The organism is Nocardioides sp., from assembly GCF_030149505.1.
Taxonomy (GTDB): Bacteria; Actinomycetota; Actinomycetes; order Propionibacteriales; family Nocardioidaceae; genus Nocardioides.
The window spans coordinates 36957-61811 of record NZ_JASBRN010000082.1; the positions used below are offsets into that span (position 1 = coordinate 36957).

Here is a 24855-nt window from a genome sequence, read left to right on the forward strand (position 1 = left end):
ACAGCTCGGCCGCCACCGCCAAGAAGCCGGGCAAGGCCGGCGCCGTCGCCAACTGGGCCGACGAGCGACTGGGCCTCGGCACGGCCATGAAGAAGAACCTGCGCAAGGTCTTCCCCGACCACTGGTCTTTCATGCTGGGCGAGATCGCCCTGTGGAGCTTCGTCGTCCTCCTGCTCACCGGCGTCTTCCTGACGCTGTGGTACCACCCGAGCATGGCCGAGGTGGTCTACGAGGGCTCCTACGACCCGCTGCGCGGCGTGCTGATGTCGGATGCGATGGCATCCACCCTGCACATCTCCTTCGACGTGCGCGGTGGCGTGCTGATGCGCCAGATGCACCACTGGGCGGCGATGATCTTCATCGCCTCGATGATGGTCCACCTGCTGCGCGTCTACTTCACCGGCGCCTACCGCAAGCCCCGTGAGCTCAACTGGGTCATCGGCTGCCTGCTGCTGCTCCTGGGCACGCTGGAGGGCTTCACGGGCTACTCCCTGCCCGACGACCTGCTCTCGGGCACCGGCATCCGCGCGGCGGACGGCTTCATGAAGTCGATCCCCGTGGTGGGCACCTACCTCAGCTTCTTCCTCTTCGGTGGCGAGTTCCCCGGCGATCAGATCATCCCCCGGCTCTACATGATCCACGTGCTGCTCATCCCGGGCATCCTGCTGGCGCTGATCGCAGCGCACATGCTGCTGCTCGTCTACCACAAGCACACCCAGTGGCCTGGCCCCGGCCGCACCGAGGAGAACGTCGTCGGCTTCCCGATGCTCCCGGTGTACGCCGCCAAGGCCGGTGGCTTCTTCTTCATCGTCTTCGGCGTCACCGCGATCATGGGTGGCCTCCTGAGCATCAACCCGATCTGGAAGTACGGCCCCTACGACCCGACCAAGGTCACGGCCGGCTCCCAGCCCGACTGGTACATGGGCTGGCCCGACGGCGCGCTGCGCATCATGCCCGGCTGGGAGTTCCACCTCGGTGGCTACTCCTTCGCGCTGAACGTCTTCCTGCCGATCATCGTGCTGCCGGGTCTGATGTTCACGATCCTGCTGCTGCTGCCGTTCATCGAGTCCTGGATCACCGGCGACAAGCGTGAGCACCACCTGCTGGAGCGCCCGCGCAACGCCCCGACCCGGACCGCGCTGATGGTCTCGCTCATGACCTTCTACGGCCTCATGTGGGCCGCGGGCGGCAACGACATCATCGCGATCACGCTGAACTCCGACATCAACCAGATCACCTACTTCATACGGGTGGCCGTGTTCGTCGGACCGGCGATCGCCTTCTGGGTCACGCGTCGCTGGTGCATCTCGCTCCAGCGGCACGACGAGGCCAAGCTCCTGCACGGCTACGAGACGGGCGTCATCATGCGCTCGCCCGAGGGTGGTTACTCCGAGCGGCACCTGCCGATCAGCGAGAACGCCGCCTACACCCTCACCGCTCGCGACCGCGACGTCGTCTGGACCCCGGGGTCCGAGACCGACGAGAGCGGTGTGGCAGCCCCGGGTGGCCGGCTCGACGGTCTGCGCGCCAAGCTCTCGACGCTCTGGTTCGCCGACAACGTGCAGAAGCCCACCGCACAGGAGCTCGAGGAGGCCCGGCACCACGCCGAGCACGAGCACGCGCTCACCGCTGCGCTCGACGGCGTCGCCGCCGACGGGCACCAGTTCGACGGCCACCACGCCGTCGAGGGTGAGTCGCTCCGCGGGTCGTAGACGCGCCAGCGGCTACGACGATGCTGGTCGAGCAAGCGGCACGGCTGAGCCTGCGAAGCCGTGACCCGCGTGTCGAGACCCAGTCGATGAGCTGAGACCCCAGCCCAAGACATCAGCCCCCGGTCCGATCGGACCGGGGGCTGAGTCGTCTGCGCGTCGCTTCGCTCCTACAGGGCCGAACCCTCCCGGTACGTTGCGAACGGCACGTTCCAGTCCCCCCACCCGTTGGTGAGGGTCATGTCCTCCCCCGCCGTCCCGACGGTCTCCACCACGTCACCACGGCGCGTCATCGCGTAGAGCCAACCCGCGTCGGCCGTCGACATGCCGGTGCAACCGTGGGAGACGTTCGCGCTCCCCTGGCTGCCGACCGACCACGGTGCCGCGTGGATGAACTCACCGGAGTGGGTCAGGCGCATCGCCCACTGCACGTCGTCGATGTCGTAGGACTCCGCCGAGCCAGCCGGGATGCCCACGGTCTCGGAGTTCATCCGCCGCACGTCGAACTTCTCCATGATGACCTTGGTCCCGTTGCGGGTCTCGAAACCGGGCTTGCCCGTGGTGATGGGGATCGTGCGCAGCAGCCGGCCATTGGAGAAGACGCGCATCTGGTGGGTCCGGGCATCGACCCGGTAGACGTGGGCGTCCCCGACGGTGAAGGAGATCTCCCGGTCGTGCTGGCCGTAGACACCACCGCCGGCCGAGACCCCGTTGACGTCGAGGTCGACACGCACCTCGCTGCCGGCCTGCCAGTAGCGCCGGGGGCGCCAGTGCGCCTCGGTGTCGCTGATCCAGTGCCAGGTGCCGGGCTGCTGCGGGACCGACTCGACCCGCATCTGGCGCTCCATGGACGCCCGGTCGGTGACGGGCACGTCGAAGGAGACCACCACGGGCATCCCGATCCCCACGGTCTCGCCGTCCAACGGCGCCACGGAGGCAAAGGTCTGCTCGGCGAGCGTGAGGTCCTGCGTGCTGAACCGTGCCACCGAGCGCAGCACCTCGCCCGAGGCGTCGCGTCCCACGGCGCGCACGGTGTACGCCGCCCCCGGCTCCAGCCGCTCGAGGGCCGTCCAGGACGTGCCGTCCTCGGCAAGCTCGCCGGGCACGCCACCGGCGGGAGAGCTGACCCTAACCGTCTCCAGCACGGCGGACCGGGCCTGCACGTCCAGGAGGGTGTCGACGCTGACGTCACGCTCCCCGCGGCGCACGTTGAGCACCAGGCGCGCAGGCTCCTGCGCCGGCGCCCCGGCCGCGTCTCGAGCAGCACCGTCGGCGGCACCCGGCATTGCCGGGCCCTCGCACGCGCTCAACCCCGTGGCGACCAGCGCCATGAGGCTGACCGAGGCCAGCAGGGTCCGGGGGCGGCGGTGGGCTGTCATCGTCAGGTTCTCCAGACAGGTCTGCTGTGGTGGCGGTGACGGTCCGGACGCACGGTGGCGCGGGACCGTCCCTGGGTAGGCAGCACGGGCCTACAACGACGAACTCCGCGCCGTCCCTTGCAGGGAGGACGCGGAGTGCGACGGAAAGGTTGCGAGGAGCCTCAGTGGGCGTGCTCACCCCGGTAGTACTCGAAGACCAGGCCGCAGGTGGCCAGGGCACCGAGCACGGAGCCGATGATGAACAGCCACCAGGCGGTCATCGCCAGCGCGAAGACCATGACGCCGAGCGTCAGGGCCGCCCACAGGGGCCACCAGGAGTAGGGCGGGAAGAAGCCCAGCTCGCCGGCACCGTCGGCAATCTCGGCGTCCTCGCGGTCCTCGGGACGGGGCTCCATCTTCCGGGCGTGGAAGCCGAGGTAGATGGTGACCATGAGGGTCAGCAGCGCCGTCATCGTGAGCGCGGAGGTCCCGGTCCAGTCGGCTCCGGTCTCGCCGGCGCCCGTGATGAACCAGTAGGCCGGGGTCACCAGCACCATGAAGATGGTGGCGATCGCGAAGATCCAGGCTTCGGCCTTCATCGGGACTCATCCCCCTTCGTGTGCTCGCCCCGCACGATGTCCTCGCGGCCCGTCATGTCCGGAGCATCGGCGAAGTCACCGTTGGCGGCAGCCTGGTTCTGGTCCAGGTCGAGCGCCGCGATCTCCGGGTGGTGCAGGTCGAAGGCCGGCGACTCCGAGCGGATGCGCGGGATGGTGTGGAAGTTGTGGCGCGGCGGCGGGCACGAGGTGGCCCACTCCAGCGACCGGCCCCAACCCCACGGGTCGTCGACCTCCACGAGCGGAGCGTTGCGCGAGACGTAGAGGTTGTAGAAGAACGGCAGCATCGACAGCGAGAGCAGGAAGGCACCGACGGTCGAGACCTGGTTGAGGAAGGTGAAGCCGTCCTCGGGCAGGTAGTCGGCGTAGCGCCGCGGCATGCCCTCCACGCCCAGCCAGTGCTGGACGAGGAAGGTCAGGTGGAAGCTGACGAAGAGCATCCAGAAGTGCAGCTTGCCGAGGCGCTCGTCGAGCATCCGGCCGGTGAACTTGGGCCACCAGAAGTAGAAGCCGGCGAACATCGCGAAGACCACGGTGCCGAAGACGACGTAGTGGAAGTGCGCCACCACGAAGTAGGAGTCGGAGACGGCGAAGTCCAGCGGCGGGCTGGCCAGGATGACACCGGTCAGGCCACCGAAGAGGAAGGTCGTGAGGAAGCCGATCGACCACAGCATCGGGGTGTCGAAGGACAGCGAGCCGCCCCACATCGTGCCGATCCAGTTGAAGAACTTCACGCCGGTCGGCACCGCGATGAGGAAGGTCATGCCGGAGAAGAAGGGCAGGTCGACCGCACCGGTGACGAACATGTGGTGGGCCCACACCGCGACCGAGAGGATCGCGATGCCGAGGGTCGCCCCGACCAGGCCGACGTAGCCGAAGATCGGCTTGCGGCTGAAGACGGGGAGGATCTCGGTCACGATGCCGAAGAACGGCAGCGCGATGATGTAGACCTCCGGGTGCCCGAAGAACCAGAACAGGTGCTGCCACAGGATCGCCCCGCCGTGGGCGGTGTCGAAGACGTGGGCACCGAGGCTCCGGTCGGCCTCCAGCATCAGCAGGGCGCCCGCGAGGATCGGGAAGGCGATGAGCACCAGCAGGCTGGTGATCAGCACGTTCCAGACGAACATCGGCATCCGGAACATCGTCATGCCGGGCGCGCGCATGCAGATGATCGTGGTGATGAAGTTGACCGCACCGAGGATCGAGCCGAGGCCGGCCATCCACAGGCCCATGATCCACAGGTCACCGCCGACGCCCGGCGAGCGGACCGCGTCGGAGAGCGGGGTGTAGGCGAACCAGCCGAAGTCGGCCGCGCCCTGGGGCGTGAGGAAACCGGAGGCGGCAATGAGGCCGCCGAACAGGAACAGCCAGTAGCTGAACATGTTCAGGCGCGGGAAAGCCACGTCCGGGGAGCCGATCTGGATCGGCATGATGACGTTCGCGAAGCCGAAGAACAGCGGCGTCGCGAAGAGCAGCAGCATGATCGTGCCGTGCATGGTGAAGAGCTGGTTGTAGACCTCGTCGTTGACCACCTGCGAGCCGGGTGCGAACAGCTCGGCGCGGATCAGCAGTGCCATGACGCCACCGATGAGGAACCATGCGAAAGACGTGACGAGGTACATCTTGCCGATCAGCTTGTGATCGGTCGTGGTCAGCATCCGGACCGTCAGCTCGCCCAGCGGCTTGCGCACGGGGCCGCTCGCCTGGGTCGGGGGGGTGGCAGTGGCGGTCATTCGCCCTCTCCCTCGGTCTCGTCGGTGTCCAGACCCGCCTGGGTCCGGGCGTCGTCGCCGCCGATGAGCGGCAGATCAGAGGCGTTGCCGGCCTCGACGAGCCCGGCGACGTAGTCGTCGTACTCCTCGCGGCTGACGACCTTGACCTTGAAGAGCATCCGCGAGTGGTAGACACCGCAGAGCTCGTAGCACTTGCCGAGGTACTCGCCCTCCTCGGTGGGCGTGACCTGGTAGGCGTTCACGCGGCCGGGGATGACGTCCATCTTGATGAGGAAGCCCGGCACGCCGAAGTCGTGGATGACGTCGGGCGAGTGGAGGTTGAACCGGGTGGTCTCGTCGACCGGCAGCCACAGCGTGGGGATGTAGGAGGCCGTCCCCACTTCGTAGGCGTACTGGTCGAACGGGAACTCCATGTCGGTGTTGTCGTCGTCGGCGGCGGTGTCGATGGCACCGACGCCGTGGTTGAAGGTCCACGACCACTGCTGGCCGGTGACCTCGACGATGTTGTCGGGCGTGGAGTCGTCCAGGACGATGTTCTGCACACGCACGGTGTTGACGAAGAAGACGACGACCATCATCACGGGGGCGATGGTGTAGAAGATCTCCAGCGGCAGGTTGTAGCGCGTCTGCACCGGGATCTCGTCGTCGCTGCGACGGCGGTAGCGCACGACGGCGAAGCCGATCAGGCCCCACACGATGGCGCCGGTGACCAGTGCCGCGATCCAGGCGCCCTGCCACAGGGCCAGCGTGCTGGTGCCCTCGACGGTGCCCGGCTCCGGCATGGCCAGACGCTCCCACTCACCACGCGACTCCGCAGAGCAGCCGGTGAGCAGCATGACGATGGCGCTCGTGACGACGGCCAGACCCGCACGCGCGGTCCTGCCGCGCCGACGCGGCGCTCCCCAAGGGTGCTGCAGACTCAACGGTGGAGCCTTCCTCTCAAGCGATCACGAGTACGGCCACACTACCGGCATCCAGGGAGGCCAGGCGGACCAGGGTGGGGGTTCGGACAGCCCGTCATAGGGTCGGGTCGTGGCACCTGACCCTAGTCCTCCCGCGCACGCGCACCTCGACGCCGCGGCAGGCGCTGCCCTGCACCCCGCCGCACGCGCGGTGCTGGAGGCGGCTCTCACGCGGGGGTACGCCGATCCGCGGGCGCTGCACGGGCCGGGACGGGACGCGCGGCTGCTCCTCGACAACGCCCGCGAGGTGGTCGCGGAGTGCCTGGGGCTGACCCGGGACGAGGTGTGGTTCACCTCACCCTCCGACGCCGTGCAGCGGGGCGTGCTGGGGCTGGTCGCGGGCAACCCGCGCGCCGGGGACGACGCCGTGCTGTCGGCCGTCGAGCACGCGGCGGTGCGCCACGCGCTGGGCTGGCACGCACGTCGGCGCGACGTCGTGCCGGTCGAGGTGGGTGTCGACGCGGCCGGCCGGGTCGACGCTGCCGCGTTCCGCGACGCCGCCGGCGCCCCCGGTGTGGCGGTGGCGGCGCTGCAGCTGGCCAACCACGAGGTCGGCACCGTGCAGCCGGTCGCCGGGCTCGACCTGCCTGCCGGCGTACCACTGTTCCTCGACGCCTCCGCCTCCCTCGGCCTGCTCGACCTGCCCGGCAGCGGCTGGGCTGCCGCGGCCGGGCACGCGACCTCGTGGTCGGGACCTCCGGGGGTCGGTCTCCTGCTCGTGCGCCGCGGTGCCCGCTGGGCCAACCCCTTCCCGGGCGACCCCGAGCCGCAGGACGCCGGCGGCGGCCTGCCGGACGTCGCCGGAGCGCTGGCCGCCGCGGCCGCGCTGCAGGCCACGGCGGCCGAACGGGCCGAGGTCGACGCGCGGCGCCGGCGCCTGGTCGACCGGATCCGTGCCGTCGCGGCGACCCTGCCCGACACCGAGGTGGTCGGCGACCCGGTGGACCGGCTGCCGCACCTGGTGACGTTCTCCTGCCTCTACCTCAGCGGCGAGACCCTCGTGCGCGAGCTGGACCGGCTCGGCTTCGGGGTCGCCAGCGGCTCGGCATGCACGGCCTCGACCCTCGAGCCCAGCCACGTGCTGGCGGCGATGGGCGCGCTCACGCACGGCAACGTCCGGGTCTCGTTGGGTCGAGACACCACCGAGGAGCAGGTGGAGCGCTTCGTCGCGGCCCTGCCCGACCTCGTCGGGCGGCTCAGGACGGAGGTCGGCCTGTGACCGGGGACGAGCAGGAGCCGGTCGCCCTGGAGCTGGACTGCCGGGGCATGCTCTGCCCGCTGCCGGTCATCGAGCTGGGTCGCCGGCACGTCGAGGTCCCCGTCGGGGCCGTCGTCGCGGTGGTCACCGAGGACCCGGCCGCGCGCACCGACGTCCCGGCGTGGTGCCGGATGCGCGGCCAGGAGTACCTCGGGGAGGACTCCGCCGCCGACGGGGTCGCGCGGTACCTGGTGCGGCGCGTGGGCTGAGCGGTCACTCCGCTGCCGCCCGGACGCCCCGACGGCCGGTGGCTCAGACCAGGAACGGCCGCAGCTCGGAGGCGGCCTCGGCGCCGTACGACGCCTCGAACCGGTCCAGGAACTGCTGGTGGGTGAAGGTGTACTCCTGGGTGCCCACCGTCTCCACGACGTACGCCGCCAGCACGCAGCCCACCTGGGCGGACCGCTCCAGCGAGAGCCCCCAGGCCGTGGCCGCGAGGTAGCCGGCACGGAAGGCGTCGCCGACGCCGGTCGGCTCGACCGCGGCGACGTCCTTGGCGGCCGGCACCACGACGTCCTCGTGCCCGGTGCGGCGGATCCGCACGCCGTCCGCGCCCAGGGTGGTGACCTGGATGCCGACGCGGGAGAGCACCTCCTCGGCGCTCCAGCCGGTCTTCTGCTCGATCATGTGCGACTCGTACTCGTTGGAGAACAGGATCGCCGCGCCCTCGATGAGCTGCCGGATCAGCTCGCCCTCACCGAAGGCGAGCTGTTGGCTGGGGTCGGCGATGAAGGGGTAGCCGCGCTGGCGGCACTCCTCGGTGTGGCGCAGCATCCCGTCGGGGTCGTCGGCGCCGATGAGGACGTACGCCGGGGCGCCGACCCGCTGCACGATCGGGGCGAGCTCGATCAGCCGCGCCTCGCTCATCGCCCCGGGGTAGAAGGAGGCGAACTGCGCCATGGTCGAGTCGGTGGTGCACACGAAGCGCGCGGTGTGCTTGGAGTCGGAGATGTGCACGCTGGCGCAGTCGACGCCGTGGCGCTCCAGCCACGAGCGGTAGTCGGCGAAGTCCTCGCCGGCCGAGCCCACGAGCACCGGGCGCAGACCCAGGGCGGCGAGGCCGAAGCACATGTTGGGGGCCACTCCCCCGCGCCGGATCTCCAGGTCGTCGACCAGGAAGGAGACCGAGAGCTTGTGCAGCTGCTCGACGACGAGGGAGTCCTCGAACCTGCCGGCGAAGCTCATGAGGTGGTCGGTGGCGATGGAGCCGGCGATCAGCAGCGAGCCGGGGGCCTGGTCAGCGGTGGGGGGCACGCCGCGGAACACTACCGATCGGTACGACTGGGAGTACCCCCCAGTAGCCCCTAGCGTCGGGGACATGGCCTCCTACGACGACCTGAGCCCGCTCGCGCAGATGCACGAGGACTGCACCCGCACGCGCGCCACCCTCGAGCGCCACCTGGCCCGCGCCGCGGCCCGTCCCGCGCCCTCCATCCTCTTCGCCGACTACCCCCGCGAGGTCAAGAAGCGCGACATCGAGGTCGGCGAGGCCGCCCAGCGAATCGCCAACGCGCTGTCGCTCCACCTGGATTGATCGAGGACGCGGCACACAGACGACAGCCCCCGACCGGCACCGGTCGGGGGCTGTGGTGTCTGCGTGGCTTCTGCCTCAGGATTCCTGACTGGGTCTCGACACGCGGGTCGCGACTTCGTGCCTCAGTCGCGCCGCTTGCTCGACCAGCAACGGATTCCTTTCACAGACTTCGTCAGTGAAAGGAATCCCCGCACGCGCAGGAACCCGTGGCGTTCGGGTTGTCGATGGTGAAGCCCTGCTTCTCGATGCTGTCGACGAAGTCGATCATCGCGCCGTTGAGGTAGGGCACGCTCATCCGGTCGACCACGACGGCCACGCCGTCGAAGTCGGTGACGACGTCACCGTCGAGGGTGCGCTCGTCGAAGAACAGCTGGTAGCGCAGACCCGAGCAGCCGCCGGGCTGCACGGAGATCCGCAGCTGGAGGTCGTCGCGACCCTCCTGCTCCAGCAGGCTCTTCACCTTCGCCGCCGCGACGGAGCTGAGGTTGATGCTGTCGGTGCGGCGCTCGGTCTCGACCTGCTCGGTCATTCTGGTGCTCCCAACTAGGTGCGGGTGAAGTCTCGGTGGTACCTGGTCAATGGTAGGCGAGGCCCGCCTATTCCCTCGACCAGGTGCGCGCCACCCGCTCCGCGAGCTCGGCCAGCGCCCCGGCGGGGTCGCCGAGTGCACGCTCCTCCCCCACCAGCTCCACCAGGGAGTACGCCGCCTCGACGCCCAGCGCGCGCATCTCCCGCGACCCGACCAGCACCTGGCCGGCCAGGGCCACGCAGGGGCGCAGTGCCTCGGCCGCGACCTGCGCCACGCCGTACGGGACCTTGCCGGACCGGCTGGAGAAGTCGAAGGCGCCCTCGCCGGTGAGCACGACGTCGGCGGCGGCGGCTCGGCCGGGCAGGTCGACGGCCTCGCTGACCAGGTCGATGCCCGGGCAGCGCTCGGCACCCAGGAGCATGAGGGCGAAGCCCAGCCCGCCCGCGGCGCCCGCGCCCTTCTCCAGCGACAGCCGGCGGTCGGTGGCGACGGCCAGCTGCTCGAGCAGGCCGTCGAGCAGGGCGATCCGCTCCTCGGCCACGCCCTTCTGCGGGCCGAAGGACTTGGTGGCGCCGAAGAGCCCGGTGAGCGGGACGTCGACGTCGCTGGCCGCGACCAGGCGCACGCCGGCGACCCGCTCCCGCGCCGGACCGAGGTCGACGCCGGTGACGTCGGAGAGGCGCAGCGGCCCGGCGTCCAGACGTCCGTCCGCGGTGGCCCCGAGCGCGTGCAGCAGCCCGGCGCCCCCGTCGTTCGTGCCGCTGCCGCCGAGCCCGACCACGACCGTGCGGGCACCCGCCTCGACGGCGACCTCGACCAGCCGCCCGACGCCGACGGTGGAGGCCACCTCGACGCCCTCGCCGCCGGTGAGCTCGATCCCGCACGCCTGCGCGCTCTCGACGTACGCCGTGCCGTCGACCAGCAGCAGCGTCGCCGGGGTCGGCTCCCCGTGCGGGCCGGGGACGGTGACGACCTCCAGGTCGCCACCCAGGGCCGTGTGCAGGACCCCGACGAAGCCGGGTCCGCCGTCGGACATGGGGGCGAGGTCGAGGTGGTCGCCGGACGAGCGGCGCCGCCAGCCCTCGGCCATCGCCTCGGCCGCCTCGACGGCCGTCAGGGTCCCCGCGAACTTGTCGGGGGCGATGAGGACGCGCATGCCCCCATCCTCCTGCACGGGTAGGTTGCCGGATGTGGCGGCAGGCTCGGGTGGGCACGGGAGCGGCAGGGCGGACGCCGGGGTCGGCGGCGGGGTCGGCGGCCTCGTCGTGCGGCCGATGCGACCCGAGGACGTCGAGACGGCCGAGCAGATCAGCGCCGAGGCGTTCCTGCAGGTCGACCTGGCCGGTCGGCGGCCCGGCGACCCGGAACCCTCGAGACGACCGGCCGCGCGCTCCCAGCGCTGGATCGACCGCACCCGTTCGCTGCTCGACACCGACGCCCCCGGCTGCTGGGTGGCCGACGTCGACGGGCGGACCGTCGGGATGGTGACCTCGCTGCGCCGCGAGACGCTGTGGGTGCTGGCCACCTTCGCCGTGCTGCCGGGCCACCAGGGCGGGCTGGGTCGCCCGCTGCTGGACGCCGCGCTCCTGCACTCGCGCGGCTGCCTGCGCGGCATGCTCTCGTCCTCCTCCGACCCGCGGGCGGTGCGGCGCTACCTCGCGGCCGGCTTCGACCTGCACCCGCAGATGGTCATGAGCGGTCGCGTCGACCGGACCGCGGCGCCGTCGCTGCGCGGCGTCCGCGAGGCGACCCCCGGCGACCTCGACGAGCTCGACTCGCTCGACCGCCGCGTCCGCGGCGCCGGACGCGGCCACGACCACCTGCTCCTGGCACAGATGGGGCGACCGCTGGTCGTCACCGACCGCGCGAGCAGCGGCTACGTCTACGTCGGGGACGGAGGCCACGTCCTGGCCCTGGCCGCCACCGACCGGCGCACGGCGAGCCGGCTCCTGTGGGCCGCGCTGACCCGCACCGACGGGGAGGTCGAGGTCCCGCACGTCACCGGCGCCAACCAGTGGGCGCTGCGGGTCGGGCTCGACGCCGGGCTGACCGTCCGCACCGAGGGCTACCTCGGGGTCCGCGGGATGAAGCCGCCCGCGCCGTACCTCCACAACGGCGCGCTGCTCTGATCACCCTGTTCCGGGGTCGGGCGAGGTGATGGTCACCATTACCTCGTCGCCGGGCGTCAAGGTCAGCACCCGGATGCCCTGCTGCTCAGCTTGCTCCTGCGTGAAGACAGGCTGCTCGACAGGGCGGGGCACAGGACCGGCGGTGCCGTCGCAGGTCATCTCCACGCAGACGTAGTAGCGGCCTGGCGCGAGATTTCCAACCATGAACTCTCCGTCCGTGTTGGTGGTGGAGCGGCGTGAGGACACCTTCGTCGGCCCGGAGAACTCCAGCCCCGTCAGGAATGCGTCGGCTCCCTCGATCGGCTGGCCGTCAGCCGCCTCCGCCCTGATGGTCACGAGCGCGCCTCTGGCAAGCTCGAAATCGAGGCCATCGACACGTTCGCCTGAGGACAGGTCGAACGGCTGAGCGCCGATCCCGGGACCGCCGAAAGAGGGCACTCCGTCCCAGCACTCGAATCCATAACCGACATCTCCCGTCGAAGAGCCGAGTCCCTGAGCACAGACCCTGTAGCTGCCGTCCGGCACGTCCGATACGAAGAAGACGCCGTTCCTTGCGCTGACCGCCGTCTTTGCCTGGTTGTCGGACCCGTCCCACAGGTCGACGAAGCCAACGATGGAGGCACCGGTCTCGTCGCGCAGGCTACCGACGACCGAGTTCAGCTGCGGCTCCGGATCGTCCGCCAGCACGGCGTCTGCCACGATCCCCTCATCCTCTGATTGCAGGGGGTCAAGGCCCGCTGAGCTAGTGCGGTAGGGCTGGTTGTCATGGCACTCGCTGACCTTCCCGGTCCCTTGCGCCTGGAAACACACGGTGTACTCCCCAGGTCCCAGCGGCTCGGTCGAGTAGCGGCCGAGCGCGTCCGTCAGCACGATGGCTCGGGGGATGCCTTCTCCTACTCGGCGCACGAAGACAGCGACAGCAGGCACTGGGTCTCCACCGCTGTCCGTGACCTCCCCAGTGACAGGCGCAGCCACCGGCTTCGCGTCCAACGTGATGACGACGACCTGCTCTTCACCGGGAGCGAGCTCGACGAGGGTCGCTCCTGCCGCCTGAGCCGCTTCGGTACCTCCGTTGGTGACCCAGTGGAACGGCGGGGGCGCAGGCGCGTCGACAAAGCAGGCGTCTTCGTACTCGGAGTCCTCGATGTACCAGCGACCGTCACCTGCGCACACGTAGTACGAGCCAGCAGGCAGGTCGCTCAGCTTGCCGACTCCAGGCTCGTCGCGGAGGAAGCCGTTCGTCTCCTCCGTGTCGACGTACGCGCCCTCGATTACGCGATCCCACCCAACGGAGAAGTACGTCGAGACAGGCTCACCCTGGGCATCGACGGTCTTGATGACGAGGGCGGCGCCTGCGCCGAGGGTGAAATCTGTTGCCGGGTGACGGTCACCCGCAACATCTATCGCGCGGCCGGCTCCCCGGCTCACAGTGAAGTTGGGGACATCGTCGAGGCATTCAGGGGCGTAGCCGGTCTGCCCCTCGGGAAGGTCGTACAGGTTCGTGTCGACGCACACGTGGTAGTCGGCGTCTTCGATTCCTCCGACAACATACGAACCGTCGGCTGCGGTGAGGCTGATGTACGAGTCCGCCAGGCCCGTCTCTGCGTCGAGCACGTAGACGTAGCCCTCGACCGGCCGTCCGTCCTCGTCCGTGACTCTTCCGGTGACCGAACCCCTGGACTCGATGGACGCCGAGAGCACGGCATCCATCCTGAGACCCTCCTCGTCCACCTCGTTGCGCGGGAGGTCGTCTGGCTCTGCGGAGTACGGCTCGTCGTCAAAGCACTCGTTGCGGAATCCCGTGCCCGAGGCTTCGAAACACACGACATAGTCCTGGTGACCGTCGAGTTCTTCGAAGCCGTAGGTCCCGTCGCCGGCAGTCGAGGTGACGGACACGGCTCGCCGCAGGTCGTCTCCCCACAGCACGACGGAAACACCCTCCACCGGGTCACCTGCGCCGTCCGTGACGGTGCCGCTCACCTGCACGGGCTCCGCGGCTACACGCGCGAGCTGAGCAGAGATATAGGGGAAGTCCCCCTCCTCCACGACCACGGGAGTCGCCAGAGCGCCGTCGGAGCTGAAGGGTTGGTCGTCAAAGCATTCCGCCACGTATCGGCCGAGGGCGTCCTCAAAGCACACCGCGTAGGTGCCGGGCGTCAGGTCCTCTACCGACCAGAACCCGTCCTCGTCCGCCAGCACCTCCTGTCGTGCTGATGCTCCGATGACAAGGATCGAGACTCCATCGCCACCTTCAGGTCCTCCGACGAACCCATCAATTCCTCCGGGCGTGGGGGTCGGGGTCGGCGTGGGAGTCGGGGTCGGCGTGGGAGTCGAGGTCGCCGTCGGAGTCGAGGTCGCCGTGGGAGTCGGGGCGGTCGTCGGGACACCTGAAGTGGGCGAAGCGGTGGGCGACGGCGTCGGCATCGGTGTCTCCACCGGCTCCGGGGCCACCTCGACTCGCGTCGACCCGCTGTAGAGACCCGGCAGCGCGACGCCACCTCGACGAACAGGGGGCGCTACGACGCGATATCGGACTGCCTCACGATCGGGGACCACGACGCGGAAGACAAACGAGCCGTTCGGGCGGGAATTCTTCTCCTGCACGTCCCGCCAGGATGCGTTTCGATACTCGCGAAGAATGACGGGACGCTTCTGTTCCCCCAGAACGCCAGTCAACTTGATCGTGTCCCCAGAAGCCGGTGAATCATCTGAGATCTCCAGGTCACCTGCGGCCCGCTTCGCAAACCCGTCAGTTGTGACGGGCTCACTTATCGCTGCGCTGGGAGCTGCCAAAGCGGCTGGCGAGGGGGCCCCCAGCACTGCCACTGCCCCAACGACCAGAATGGCGACGAATGCTGCCGCCCTCCTGTTCTGTGTCTTCGTGATCCTGCGCATCTGATCCCCATGTCTTCGTCCACCGGCCTCGGCGACCGGGGTGCGCGAAGCAGAGCACCTTGAGGCGGCAATCCGCGGCTGCGCGGCACCTCTCCGAACGAGTCCGAACACGGCGGCCGCACCCTCCCGGACAAACCCGAACGGTGGACCAGACCAGTCGACCCGTCAGTTCGGACGGGTGCAGCGTGAACTGAGGAGGTCTCACTGCAGGCACACCAACGCTTGACAGGCAGAAGGCCGCGAACGAGGCATGGATGGACGACCTGGGGGAAGAGTGAGCGCGTGCGTTCGCTGACCGCCCGTCTGGGCCTGTCTGCCGTCAGACTTCTCCTACTGCTGGTTCTCGCCGCGCTGGCGCCAGTCGCGTCGACGGCCAGAGCGCAAGAGCGTCCAGTTGGCTCCGCCGAGCCGGACACCTCCACGATGCTGGTGCTCGACTCCAGCGGCTCGATGGCCGAGCCGGCCGGTGGCGGCGAGACCAAGATCCAGGCGGCCAAGCAGGCGCTGCGCGACGTCGTGGGCGCTCTGCCCGACGACGCCGCGGTGGGGATGCGGGTCTTCGGTGCGGAGGTCTTCTCCCGCGACCAGCCCGGCGCCTGCACCGACAGCCAGCAGGTCGTCGCAGCCGGCACCGACAACCGCGACGCGCTGCTGCGCGAGATCGAGCGCTACCGGCCCTACGGCGAGACACCGATCGGCTACGCGCTGCGCCAGGCCGCCGAGGACCTCGACCCCGACACGGTCCGCAGCATCGTGCTGGTCTCCGACGGGGTCGCCACGTGCGAGCCCGACCCGTGCGAGGTGGCCCAGGAGCTCACGGAGCAGGGCGTCGACCTGCGCATCGACGTCGTCGGGCTGGCCGTGGACGGAGAGGCTCGGGCACAGCTGCGCTGCATCGCGGGCGTGGCCGAGGGCCGCTACTACGACGCCTCGTCCGCCGAGGAGATCGTGACCAGCCTGTCGACGGCCACCGAGCGTGCCCTGCGCCCCTTCGAGATCGATGGTGAGCCGGTCGTCGGCGGGCCGAGCCAGGCCGAGGCGCTGCCCCTGGGCGCCGGACGCTACGCGGACCGCCTCGCGGGGAGGGAGCAGGAGCGCTGGTACGTCTACGAGCGCCAGGTGCCGGGCTCCACGGTCATCGCCAGCTCCTACGAGCTCCAGCCCGGTGGCCTGAGCGACCTCCAGGTCGACGTGGTCGAGCCGGACGGCGGCGGCTGCGGCACCAGCACCTTCTCGACGATCGTGCCGCTGTTCACCGGCAAGAGCGACCTGGCCCCCGCCGAGGGAGGCTTCTCCTGCGGTGACCCCGTGCACGTCCGGGTCACGCGGCTCGGTGACGAGACCGGCCCGTTGCCCTTCGGCCTCTCGATCGTCGAGGAGCCGCCGGTCGAGAACTTCGACTCGTTGCCCTCGGAGGTCGACAGCTCCGTCCTCACCGAGCCGGCTCGAGCGCGCGGTCGGGCCGAGCCGGTCATCGCCGGCACCTCCTTCGAGGACGCACCCGCCCTGGAGCCGGGGACCACGTACGCCGCCACGATCGTCCCGGGAGAGGTCAACGCCTTCCGTGTGCCGGTCGGCTGGGGGCAGAGCCTGGCCGTCCGGGTGGACCGCCCGGGTCTGACCCCCGCCCAGGACGAGGCCATCTCCAGCTACTCCTCGTTCTTCGACCTGCAGCTGATGAGCCCGCTGCGTGCCTCCCTCGGCGACGACCTCGACGCGGCGGAGAGCACCAGCCGCGTCGACACCGGGCCGACGGTCCAGATGACCGGCATCTCGTCCGTGGCGTGGACCAACCGGGAGCGCGACGACGCGCACTTCCTCGCCGGGGACTACTACGTCCTCTACGGCGCCGACGTCGACAGCGCGACCTCGGTGGAGCTGCCCTACACGATCACCGTCGAGGTCCAGGGCGAGGAGTCCGGGGAGCCCGCCTACGCGAGCCCCGGCGAGCTGATCACCACCGGCGAGCCCCTCACCGCCACCGAGGCCACCCCGTCCGACGAGGCCGACGCAGGGACCACACCGGACCCCGCGGAGGAGGCCGAGGCGGCGGAGGGTGACGACGGGGCATCGGGTGCGCCGGGCTGGCTCGTGCCGGCGGCCGTCGGCGCCGGTGCCCTGGTGCTGCTGGCCGCGCTCGCCCTCGTCGTACGCCGCCGACGCACGCCCTGACGCACGACCGCACGCACGGGTGACCCCACCCGCCGGTGCTGGGGACTCACCCGGAGCGGCCTACGCTGGAGCCATGACCACCGTGGACCTGCCGCTGCTGCCTCTCGGACGCGGGCGCGACCTCTCCGCCGAGCGGGGCGTCGAGTGCCCGGGCGACCTGCCCGCGGCCTCCGACCCCGACCTGGTGGCGCGCGCCGAGGCGGCCAAGGCCGCGCTGGGCGACCGCGTCTTCGTGCTGGGCCACCACTACCAGCGCGACGAGGTCATCCAGTTCGCCGACGTCACCGGTGACTCCTTCAAGCTGGCGCGCGACGCCGCGGCCCGCCCCGACGCGGAGTTCATCGTGTTCTGCGGCGTGCACTTCATGGCCGAGTCCGCCGACATCCTGACCGGCCCCGAGCAGCAGGTCGTGCTGCCCGACCTCGCCGCCGGCTGCTCGATGGCCGACATGGCCCGCCTGACCCAGGTCGAGACCGCGTGGGAGGCCATGGCCGCCGCCGGCGTACAGGGTCAGGTCGTCCCGGTGACGTACATGAACTCCAGCGCCGACATCAAGGCCTTCTGCGGCCGCAACGGCGGCGTCGTGTGCACCTCCAGCAACGCCCAGACCGCGCTGGAGTGGGCCTACGAGCAGCACGGCCCCGACACCAAGGTCCTCTTCCTGCCCGACCAGCACCTCGGTCGCAACACCGCGGTCCTGCAGCTGGGCCTCTCCCTCGACGACTGCGTCGTCTGGGACCCGCACCGCCCCGACGGCGGCCTGACCCCGCAGCAGCTGCAGGACGCCCGGATGATCCTGTGGAAGGGCCACTGCTCGGTGCACGGCCGCTTCTCCGCCGACGTCGTCGACGCACTGCGCGAGGCCGACCCCGAGATCAACATCCTGGTGCACCCCGAGTGCTCGCACGACGTCGTCCTCAAGGCCGACCTCGTCGGGTCCACGGAGTTCATCATCAAGACGATCGAGGCCGCTCCGGCCGGCTCCTCGTGGGCCATCGGCACCGAGCTCAACCTCGTGAAGCGGCTCGCCGACTCCCACCCCGACAAGCGGATCGCGTTCCTGGACCGCAACGTCTGCTACTGCTCGACGATGAACCGCATCGACCTGCCGCACCTGGTGTGGGCGTTGGAGTCACTCGTCGACGGCGTGGTGGTCAACCGGATCGAGGTCGACGCCGAGACCGAGCGGTGGGCGCTGGTCGCGCTCGAGCGGATGCTGGCCCTGCCGGGGCGCACCGCCAAGGACTGAGCTCAGCGGGGCAGCTCGACCCACACCGTCGCGCCACCACCGGGGGTCTCCTCGATCCCGATCCGGCCGCGGTGGGCGTCGAGGATCCGGCGCACCGTGGCCAGCCCGATGCCGTGCCCGTCGACGTCCTCGTGGGCGCGCGCCAGCGGGGCGAAGACACGTTCGCGGTCCTCCGCCGGCACACCGAGCCCGTGGTCGACCACTTCGATGCGCCACACGGCACCGGCCGCGCGTCCCCGCACCTCGATCCGAGGTCGCTGACCGTGCGGGACGAACTTGGCGCTGTTGGCGATGAGGTTCTGCAGCACGGCCCGCAGCTGCACCGGGTCCCCCTCCACCGTCGGCAGGTCCTCGACGACGAGGTCGGCCTCGGAGAGCTGCACGGCCAGGTCCGCCCGTACGTCGGCGACCAGGGCACCGAGGTCCACCGGCTCCCGCTTCATCTGGCCACCGACCCTCGCGTAGGCCAGCAGGTCGTCGATGAGGCTCTGCATGCGCTCGGCGCCGCTGTTGGCCCGAGCCGCCACGTAGGCCAGCGTGTCCGCGTCCAGCTCGGGGGAGGCCATCTGGTCCTCGAGGAGCTCCAGCGACATCTTCACCGCCGACAGCGGGTTGCGCAGGTCGTGTGCCACCTGGCCCGCGAAGGCGGTGAGCATCTGGTTGGAGCGCTCCAGCTCGGTCCGGGCCCGCTCGACCTGCTCGACGGCGGTGGTCAGCTCGCGGGTGCGCAGCTCGAGCTCGAGCAGGTCGACGACCCGGTCGGCGAGCTTGACCAGACCCTCCTCCTGCTCGTCGCTGAGCTCTCGAGGCTCCTCGTCGAAGACGCAGAGGGTCCCGATGACCACGCCGCCAGGGGTCTTCAGCTGGTGGGTGGCGTAGAACCGCACGTTCCCGATCTCACCCGTGACGAACGGGTTGTCCTTGAAGCGCGGGTCCTGGCTGGCGTCGGGCACGATCACCGGCGCCTTCTCGTGCAGCACCAGGTTGCACATCGAGTCCTCGCGTGCGCAGATCGACGGCTCGAACCCGGTCGTCGCGATCTGGTGCTGCTCGGTGTCGGTGATCAGGTTGATCGTCGCCAGCGGCACCTGGGCCACCTGCGCGGCGACGTCGACGAGCGCGGTGAGGTCCTTGCGCGGCGGCTCCACCAGCACGCGGTAGCGGTCGATCTCGACGACGCGCTCCGCGTCGAACTCCGTGGTGGACACCACCAGCTCCTCCGTGGGACGTCCCGACAGTCTCGGGCTCGCGCCCATCGTAGGAGCCGCAGGGTCGTTGGTGTCCGGAACCGGTCGACCCGTCGTACGACGGCGGTCGACGTGGCAGGCGGCTGTCACCCTCGGGGACGACCGGCGGTCACAGGCCCGGGGCGCCCCAGACGGCCAACCAGCGCGAGCGCTCCACCTCGACCGGGAGCTCGCCCTCGAGCAGGTCGCGCAGGGTGATCTCCAACAGCGTGTCACGCTGCTTGCCGCCCTGCGGGCGCGGGGCGAACGGGTAGAAGGTCCCCTGCTTGTAGAGGTAGAGCAGGCCCACCGTGCGACCGGCGCCGTCGGTGAAGGGCAGCAGGGAGCAGAGCAGGCCCGGCCCGAAGCCGTGGGCCTCCAGTGTCGTGTTCACGGCGTGCAGGTCGGTCACCAGGCCCTCGACGTCCTCGGGGTCGTCGTCGACGACCAGCCAGGTGAAGCCGAACTCGTCGTGCTCCAGGCGCACCTCGGGCGCGTCGGCGGCGCCGCGGAGCAGCTCGAGGATCTCCTGCTCCGCCTGGGCGAAGGCCGCTCCCCCGGCCGGGCGGTAGCAGACCGCCCCCAGACCGGTGGGGCGCAGCCCGGCGCCGGCCTGCAGGCTGATCGCCGCGGCCGGCACGGCGAAGAGCGCGTCGAGGTTGGCCTGCTTGGGCTTGCTGCGGCCCAGGATGGAGTCGAGGAGTCCCACGGTGCCCGCCTCAGCCCGTCGGCCGGCCGAGCTCGGCCTGGATGCGCGCGAGCTGCTCGAGGCGCTGCTCGAGGGTGGGGTGGGTGGAGGTCAGGGTCCGCATCGAGAGGCCCTTCACCGCCGGGGCGATGAAGAAGGCGTTCATCGGCTGGCTGGCGCGCAGGTCGCGGTCGGGGACGGCGTCCATCTCCCCGGAGATCTTCTGCAGCGCCGAGGCCAGGGCCTGGGGCTTCATGGTGAGGTACGCGCCCGCCCGGTCCGCCGAGAGCTCGCGGTAGCGCGAGAGCAGCTTGAGGAGGACGAAGCTGACGGCGTACACCACGATGCTGACCAGCAGCATCATCAGCCAGACGGGCAGTGCGCTGTTGCCCTCGCGGCGGTTGCCGCCGAACATCGCCCCGTACTGCGCCCCCTGGGTCACCATGCCCGCGACGATGCCTGCCGACGACGCCACGGTCATCACCAGGACGTCGCGATGGGCGACGTGCGCGAGCTCGTGCGCCAGCACCCCCTCCAGCTCCTCGGCGGTGAGGGTCTTCAGGATGCCCGTAGTGACCACGACCACCGCGCGGTCCGGGGAGCGGCCGGTCGCGAAGGCGTTGGGCATCGGGGTGTCCGCGACCCCCACCCGCGGCTTGGGCATGTCGGCCAGGACGCAGAGCCGGTCGACCATCGCGTGCAGCTCGGGCGCCTGCTCGGGAGTCACCTCCCGGGCCCGCATCGCCTTCATGGCCACCGTGTCGCTGCGCCACCACTGGTAGACGGCGATGCCGATCCCGACGATGCCGATGATCGGGGCGAGCCCGCGACCGCCCACCGCCATCAACGAGACGATGAGGACGACGAAGAGCCCACCGAGCAGGAACATGACGGTGGTCATCCGGGCGGTCAGCCCGGGGTCACCGATGAAGCGCGTGCGAGCCATGGGGCCATCCTCCCTGCCCGAGCCAAGATTCGGCCAAGAGGGCGCCGAGACTCGTCCGAGACCGTGCGGTGCTCGGAACGCACCGAGGCCCCCGCCGGCAGCAGCAGGCGGGGGCCTCGGTCAGCAGGTCGGTGGATCGAGGCTCAGGCGCGGTCCTCGGGCTGCTCCGCCTTCTCCGGGGAGGCCTCGAGGATCGGGCCGCTGTCGGCAGCCTCGATCGCCTCGGGAGCCGAGGCGCCCTTCATCCGGGCCAGCTCGGCCTCGACGTCGGACTGGCTGCTCATCGCCGCGAGCTCGCGGGCGATGTCGTCGCCGGCGTTGAGCGAGGAGGCGTCGTCGAGCGCGCCGGAGGCGATGAGCTCGTCGATGGCACCCGCACGCGCCTGCATCTGGGCGGTCTTGTCCTCGGCGCGGGCGATCGCGGCGCCCACGTCGCCGAACTCGTCGCCGATGCCGGAGACGGCCTCGTTGATCCGGGTCTGCGCCTCGGCGGCGGTGTAGGTCGCCTTGATCGTCTCCTTGCGCGTGCGGAAGCTCTCGACCTTGGCCTGGAGCTTCTGCTGCGCCAGCACGAGCTTCTCCTCCTCGCCCTGCAGCTGCGAGAGCTGCACCTGGAGGTCGGAGATCTGGCCGGTGAGGGCCGACTTGCGGGTCAGCGCCTCGCGGGCGAGGTCCTCGCGGCCCATGTCGATTGCCTTCTGGGCCTGGTCGGTCAGCTTGGCCGCCTGCTGCTCGAGCTGGTTGATCTGCAGCTCCACGCGCTTGCGGCTGGTCGCCACGTCCGCCACGCCGCGGCGGACCTTGGTGAGCAGCTCCAGCTGGCGCTGGTAGCTGTAGTCCAGGGTCTCGCGGGGGTCCTCGGCACGGTCCAGCGCCTTGCTGGCCTTCGACTTGAAGATCAGGGTGAAGCGCTTCCAGAGACTCATGGTGGTGGGGATCCCTCTCGCACGGTGGCAGGTCGGTACGCGCTCACCCTACGGCGCAGGGGCAACGCATGGGCAGGGGTCCCGGCACCCCCGGTACCCTGACCCCGTCCGCCGGCGTCGCGCCGACGCCCCGCCCCCTCGCGAGAAGGCCCACGTTGTTCCGTCGCAGCAAGTCCGACCAGGCCACCGACCCCGCCGGCACCCTCACCACCGGCGCCGACGCCGGGGGGACGTCCACGACGGCGGCGCCGGGCAAGAAGGGCCGGCCGACGCCGACCCGCAAGGAGGCCGAGGCCGCCGCTCGGGCGCGCGCCAAGGTCCCGCGGACCCGCAAGGAGCAGGCGGCTGCCGCTCGCGCGGCCCGGGCCGACAACTCCGCCCGCGTGCGCGCGGGCATGAAGTCCGGCGACGAGCGCTTCCTGCTGCCCCGCGACAAGGGCCCGGTCCGCCGGTTCGTGCGCGACTTCGTGGACTCGCGCTTCTCCTTCATCGACGTGATCATCCCGGTGCTGCTGGTCACGATGGTCCTGAGCTACTCCGGCAACCCGACGCTGGCCGGCATCGGCAGCACCGTGCTCCTGCTCACCGTGCTGCTGGTGGTCATCGACATGGTCCAGCTGCGGTTCCGCGTGCGCCGCGAGCTCGGCCGCCGGTTCCCCGACGACAGCACCGCGACCAAGGGCACCACCTGGTACGCCATCAGCCGGGCCATGCAGATGAAGTTCATGCGGATGCCCAAGGCCCAGGTCAAGATCGGCCAGAAGCTCCCCGAGCACTACCGGTGAGCGGCGACCACACGTCCTCGCAGGGACGCCGCCCCTCCGCCGACGTCTCGGTCCGCGTCGCCTGGGCTGAGGACGCCCCCGCCATCGCCTCCCTGCAGCTGCGCGCCTGGCCGGAGATGTACGCCGGCCTGGTGCCTGCCGAGGCCTTCCCCAGCGGCCCGGACGCGGTCGAGGCCGCGACCGCGGCGTGGCGCGACTCGCTGGCCCGACCGCGCGACGCCCGGAGCCGGGCCCTGGTCGCGCTCGAGCGCAACCGGGTGGTCGGCTTCGCCCTCACCGGCCCCAGCACCGACCCCGACCGCGACCCCGTCGCCGACGGCGAGCTCTCCGAGCTGGTGCTGGACCCCGCCGAGCGACGCCTGGGCCACGGCAGCCGGCTGCTCCAGGCGGCGGCCGACACGCTGCGCGCGGACCGGTTCCAGCGCGCCGTCACCTGGGTGGTGGCCTCCGACGACGCCCTGCGGGGCTTCCTGGACGGGGCCGGGTGGGCGCCCGACGGAGCGCACCGCGAGCTGGACCTGGACGGCACCGGGGCGGTGCGCGTCAAGCAGGTGCGGCTGCACACCGACCTCGGCTGAGCACCGCGTCGACCGAGCACCTCTCTTTACCTTCACCCTCCTGGGCGGTGTGCGACCCGACCGGCCGGGGCACGAACCAGCCATGCTCGGTCCGCTCCCCCGTCTGCACCGCCTGGTCGTCACCTGGCTCCTCACCTCGATCACGGGGCTCTTCCTGCTCCTCGTCCTCGTCGGCCCGTCGGGCACCCTCGGCGGCTGAGCACCGGCGGGCCCCCGGCAGCCCGGGGGCCGCTGGAAGGCGGACGTCACCTAGCCTGGCGCGCGTGAGCGAGCCGGCCCTCTCCCCGGACGAGAGGGGACCGATCGTCCGCGACAGCCTCGGCGTCGGGATCGCCACCGGGCTCTACGGCACCTCCTTCGGCGCCGTGTCCGTCGCCTCCGGCCTCGACGTGGCCCAGACCTGCGCCCTGTCCCTGCTGGTGTTCACGGGGGCCTCGCAGTTCGCGCTGGTCGGGGTGCTGGGCGCCGGGGGCTCCGCGGTCTCGGCCGTCCTCACTGCGGCCCTCCTCGGCACCCGCAACACGCTCTACGGCTTGCGGCTGGCACCCCTGCTCGCCTGGCGAGGAGCACGACGCCTGGGCGCGGCCCACCTGGTGATCGACGAGTCCACGGCCATGGCGGTGACCCGCGGCAGCACCGCCGCGGCCCGCACGGGCTTCACCTGGACCGGGGTGAGCGTCTTCGTCCTCTGGAACCTCTTCACCCTCCTCGGCGCGATCGGCGGCACGGTGCTCGGCGACCCGCGCACCTACGGCCTCGACGCGGCCGTCGGCGCCGCCTTCCTCGCCCTGCTCTGGCCGCGCCTGCGTGAGCCGGGGGGCCTGGCGCTCGCCCTCGCCGCTGCCGCGGTGGCGCTGCTGGTCGTGCCGCTCGCGCCTGCCGGCGTACCCGTGCTGGCCGCGGGCGGGACGGCGCTGCTCGTGGGGCTGCTGGCCCGCGACCGGTCGCGGCCCGGAGGGACGGCATGAGCACGTGGTGGGCGGTGCTCGCGGCGGGTCTGGCCTGCTACGCGCTCAAGCTCGCCGGTCTCTCGGTCCCGCACCGGGTGCTGGAGCGGCCGGCGGTCCGGGCGGTCGCCGACCGGCTGCCGGTGGCGCTGCTCGCCGGGCTCGTGGCGGTCCAGGTGCTCGGGAACGACCAGGACCTGGTCCTCGACGCCCGCGCCGCGGGTCTCGGGGCCGCGGTCGTCCTGCTCCTGCTGCGCGCGCCGTTCCTCGTGGTCGTCGTCGGAGCGGCGCTCACCGCAGCGCTCCTCCGGCTCTGACGCGGCTCCGATCGAACCGACCCGGTGGCCCCGCCCCGGGTCAGGGGCGGGGCCGCGGGCGTCCGCGTTCCCTCCCCCACGGAGGACCACCGACGCCCGGAGGGGTCCGTGCCGTTCCGTCCGGCACGGGCGCGGGCCGCGGTGCGGCCCGGTCACGCGCCCAGCGTGACGCGTGCTCGGGACCAGGGGAACCACCGGGGTGCTGCAGGTTCCTGCACTGCGAAAAGGTGCAAGCCCGAGCCGGCGCACGCGCCCGGGAGGGCGCGCGGGTGCGGGACCCTGCGCCGGACGGAGGGG

23 protein-coding genes are annotated in these 24855 nt (G+C 71.1%); 11 read left to right on the plus strand and 12 right to left on the minus strand.

Annotation, left to right across the window (positions count from 1 at the left end; translation table 11 throughout):
• The first annotated feature begins 68 nt into the window (after nucleotides 1-68).
• On the plus strand, nucleotides 69-1712 hold the full coding sequence (locus Q1V71_RS18930; RefSeq protein WP_300645959.1) for a ubiquinol-cytochrome c reductase cytochrome b subunit: 1644 nt from the start codon (nucleotides 69-71) through the stop codon (nucleotides 1710-1712).
• A 167-nt stretch (nucleotides 1713-1879) separates the two neighbouring features.
• On the opposite strand, the gene Q1V71_RS18935 is transcribed toward Q1V71_RS18930, so the two are convergent.
• The 4 genes from Q1V71_RS18935 to coxB all read right to left on the minus strand — a co-directional run bounded on the left by Q1V71_RS18935 (nucleotide 1880) and on the right by coxB (nucleotide 6340).
• Nucleotides 1880-3088, minus strand: coding sequence for an Ig-like domain-containing protein (locus Q1V71_RS18935; RefSeq protein ID WP_300645860.1), 1209 nt, complete (start codon nucleotides 3086-3088; stop codon nucleotides 1880-1882).
• Nucleotides 3089-3249: 161 nt separating this feature from the next.
• Nucleotides 3250-3666 (minus strand): cytochrome c oxidase subunit 4, encoded by a 417-nt coding sequence (locus Q1V71_RS18940; RefSeq protein ID WP_300645861.1) that lies wholly within the window; start codon nucleotides 3664-3666, stop codon nucleotides 3250-3252.
• Entirely contained in the window at nucleotides 3663-5417 is a 1755-nt protein-coding gene (ctaD, locus tag Q1V71_RS18945; protein ID WP_300645862.1) for a cytochrome c oxidase subunit I, read from the minus strand. Before ctaD ends, Q1V71_RS18940 begins: the two co-directional genes overlap by 4 nt.
• A complete protein-coding gene (gene coxB, locus Q1V71_RS18950) occupies nucleotides 5414-6340 on the minus strand; it encodes a cytochrome c oxidase subunit II (RefSeq protein WP_300645864.1) in 927 nt (308 codons plus the stop codon). Before coxB ends, ctaD begins: the two co-directional genes overlap by 4 nt.
• 109 nt (nucleotides 6341-6449) lie before the next feature.
• On the opposite strand from coxB, the gene Q1V71_RS18955 reads away from it, so the two are divergent.
• Both Q1V71_RS18955 and Q1V71_RS18960 read left to right on the plus strand, forming a co-directional pair.
• Nucleotides 6450-7598, plus strand: a complete 1149-nt coding sequence (locus Q1V71_RS18955; protein ID WP_300645865.1) for an aminotransferase class V-fold PLP-dependent enzyme — start codon at nucleotides 6450-6452, stop codon at nucleotides 7596-7598.
• Nucleotides 7595-7846, plus strand: a complete 252-nt coding sequence (locus Q1V71_RS18960) for a sulfurtransferase TusA family protein (protein WP_300645866.1) — start codon at nucleotides 7595-7597, stop codon at nucleotides 7844-7846. The genes Q1V71_RS18955 and Q1V71_RS18960 overlap by 4 nt, the downstream gene beginning before the upstream one ends.
• Before the next feature lie 43 nt (nucleotides 7847-7889).
• On the opposite strand, the gene Q1V71_RS18965 is transcribed toward Q1V71_RS18960, so the two are convergent.
• Complete coding sequence (locus Q1V71_RS18965) at nucleotides 7890-8822, minus strand: carbohydrate kinase family protein (RefSeq protein WP_300645960.1); 933 nt, start codon at nucleotides 8820-8822, stop codon at nucleotides 7890-7892.
• A 133-nt stretch (nucleotides 8823-8955) separates the two neighbouring features.
• Here Q1V71_RS18965 and Q1V71_RS18970 point away from each other — a divergent pair, with 133 nt between their 5' ends.
• A complete protein-coding gene (locus tag Q1V71_RS18970; RefSeq protein ID WP_300645868.1) occupies nucleotides 8956-9171 on the plus strand; it encodes a hypothetical protein in 216 nt (71 codons plus the stop codon).
• A 172-nt stretch (nucleotides 9172-9343) separates the two neighbouring features.
• Here Q1V71_RS18970 and erpA read toward each other — a convergent pair whose 3' ends face one another.
• On the minus strand, nucleotides 9344-9700 hold the full coding sequence (erpA, locus tag Q1V71_RS18975) for an iron-sulfur cluster insertion protein ErpA (protein ID WP_179531472.1): 357 nt from the start codon (nucleotides 9698-9700) through the stop codon (nucleotides 9344-9346).
• 67 nt (nucleotides 9701-9767) lie between these two features.
• Nucleotides 9768-10856 (minus strand): glycerate kinase, encoded by a 1089-nt coding sequence (locus Q1V71_RS18980; RefSeq protein ID WP_300645869.1) that lies wholly within the window; start codon nucleotides 10854-10856, stop codon nucleotides 9768-9770.
• A gap of 34 nt (nucleotides 10857-10890) precedes the next feature.
• Between Q1V71_RS18980 and Q1V71_RS18985 the strand changes: the two genes are divergently transcribed.
• Nucleotides 10891-11829, plus strand: a complete 939-nt coding sequence (locus Q1V71_RS18985; RefSeq protein WP_300645871.1) for a GNAT family N-acetyltransferase — start codon at nucleotides 10891-10893, stop codon at nucleotides 11827-11829.
• On the opposite strand, the gene Q1V71_RS18990 is transcribed toward Q1V71_RS18985, so the two are convergent.
• Complete coding sequence (locus Q1V71_RS18990; RefSeq protein WP_300645873.1) at nucleotides 11830-14724, minus strand: collagen binding domain-containing protein; 2895 nt, start codon at nucleotides 14722-14724, stop codon at nucleotides 11830-11832.
• Between the two features lie 423 nt (nucleotides 14725-15147).
• On the opposite strand from Q1V71_RS18990, the gene Q1V71_RS18995 reads away from it, so the two are divergent.
• The gene (locus Q1V71_RS18995; protein ID WP_300645875.1) at nucleotides 15148-16896 is read left to right on the plus strand and encodes a VWA domain-containing protein; all 1749 of its coding nucleotides are present in this window, start codon (nucleotides 15148-15150) and stop codon (nucleotides 16894-16896) included.
• Nucleotides 16897-16969: 73 nt separating this feature from the next.
• Nucleotides 16970-18145 carry a quinolinate synthase NadA gene (nadA, locus tag Q1V71_RS19000; RefSeq protein ID WP_300645876.1) on the plus strand — a complete coding sequence of 392 codons (1176 nt, stop codon included), beginning with the start codon at nucleotides 16970-16972 and terminating at the stop codon, nucleotides 18143-18145.
• A 2-nt stretch (nucleotides 18146-18147) separates the two neighbouring features.
• On the opposite strand, the gene Q1V71_RS19005 is transcribed toward nadA, so the two are convergent.
• The 4 genes from Q1V71_RS19005 to Q1V71_RS19020 form a co-directional block, all read right to left on the minus strand.
• Nucleotides 18148-19353, minus strand: a complete 1206-nt coding sequence (locus tag Q1V71_RS19005; RefSeq protein ID WP_300645877.1) for a GAF domain-containing sensor histidine kinase — start codon at nucleotides 19351-19353, stop codon at nucleotides 18148-18150.
• A 148-nt stretch (nucleotides 19354-19501) separates the two neighbouring features.
• A complete protein-coding gene (locus Q1V71_RS19010; RefSeq protein ID WP_300645878.1) occupies nucleotides 19502-20080 on the minus strand; it encodes a hypothetical protein in 579 nt (192 codons plus the stop codon).
• Nucleotides 20081-20090: 10 nt separating this feature from the next.
• A complete protein-coding gene (gene htpX, locus Q1V71_RS19015) occupies nucleotides 20091-21005 on the minus strand; it encodes a zinc metalloprotease HtpX (RefSeq protein ID WP_300645879.1) in 915 nt (304 codons plus the stop codon).
• A gap of 143 nt (nucleotides 21006-21148) precedes the next feature.
• Entirely contained in the window at nucleotides 21149-21931 is a 783-nt protein-coding gene (locus Q1V71_RS19020; RefSeq protein WP_300645880.1) for a PspA/IM30 family protein, read from the minus strand.
• A gap of 155 nt (nucleotides 21932-22086) precedes the next feature.
• Between Q1V71_RS19020 and Q1V71_RS19025 the strand changes: the two genes are divergently transcribed.
• From Q1V71_RS19025 to Q1V71_RS19040, 4 genes are all read left to right on the plus strand, one after another.
• Nucleotides 22087-22716: a DUF3043 domain-containing protein gene (locus Q1V71_RS19025; RefSeq protein ID WP_300645881.1), complete on the plus strand. Its 630-nt coding sequence runs from the start codon at nucleotides 22087-22089 to the stop codon at nucleotides 22714-22716.
• Entirely contained in the window at nucleotides 22713-23294 is a 582-nt protein-coding gene (locus Q1V71_RS19030) for a GNAT family N-acetyltransferase (RefSeq protein WP_300645882.1), read from the plus strand. The genes Q1V71_RS19025 and Q1V71_RS19030 overlap by 4 nt, the downstream gene beginning before the upstream one ends.
• Before the next feature lie 263 nt (nucleotides 23295-23557).
• Nucleotides 23558-24262, plus strand: a complete 705-nt coding sequence (locus Q1V71_RS19035) for an AzlC family ABC transporter permease (RefSeq protein WP_300645883.1) — start codon at nucleotides 23558-23560, stop codon at nucleotides 24260-24262.
• Complete coding sequence (locus Q1V71_RS19040) at nucleotides 24259-24558, plus strand: AzlD domain-containing protein (RefSeq protein WP_300645885.1); 300 nt, start codon at nucleotides 24259-24261, stop codon at nucleotides 24556-24558. The genes Q1V71_RS19035 and Q1V71_RS19040 overlap by 4 nt, the downstream gene beginning before the upstream one ends.
• The last annotated feature ends 297 nt before the right edge of the window (nucleotides 24559-24855 follow it).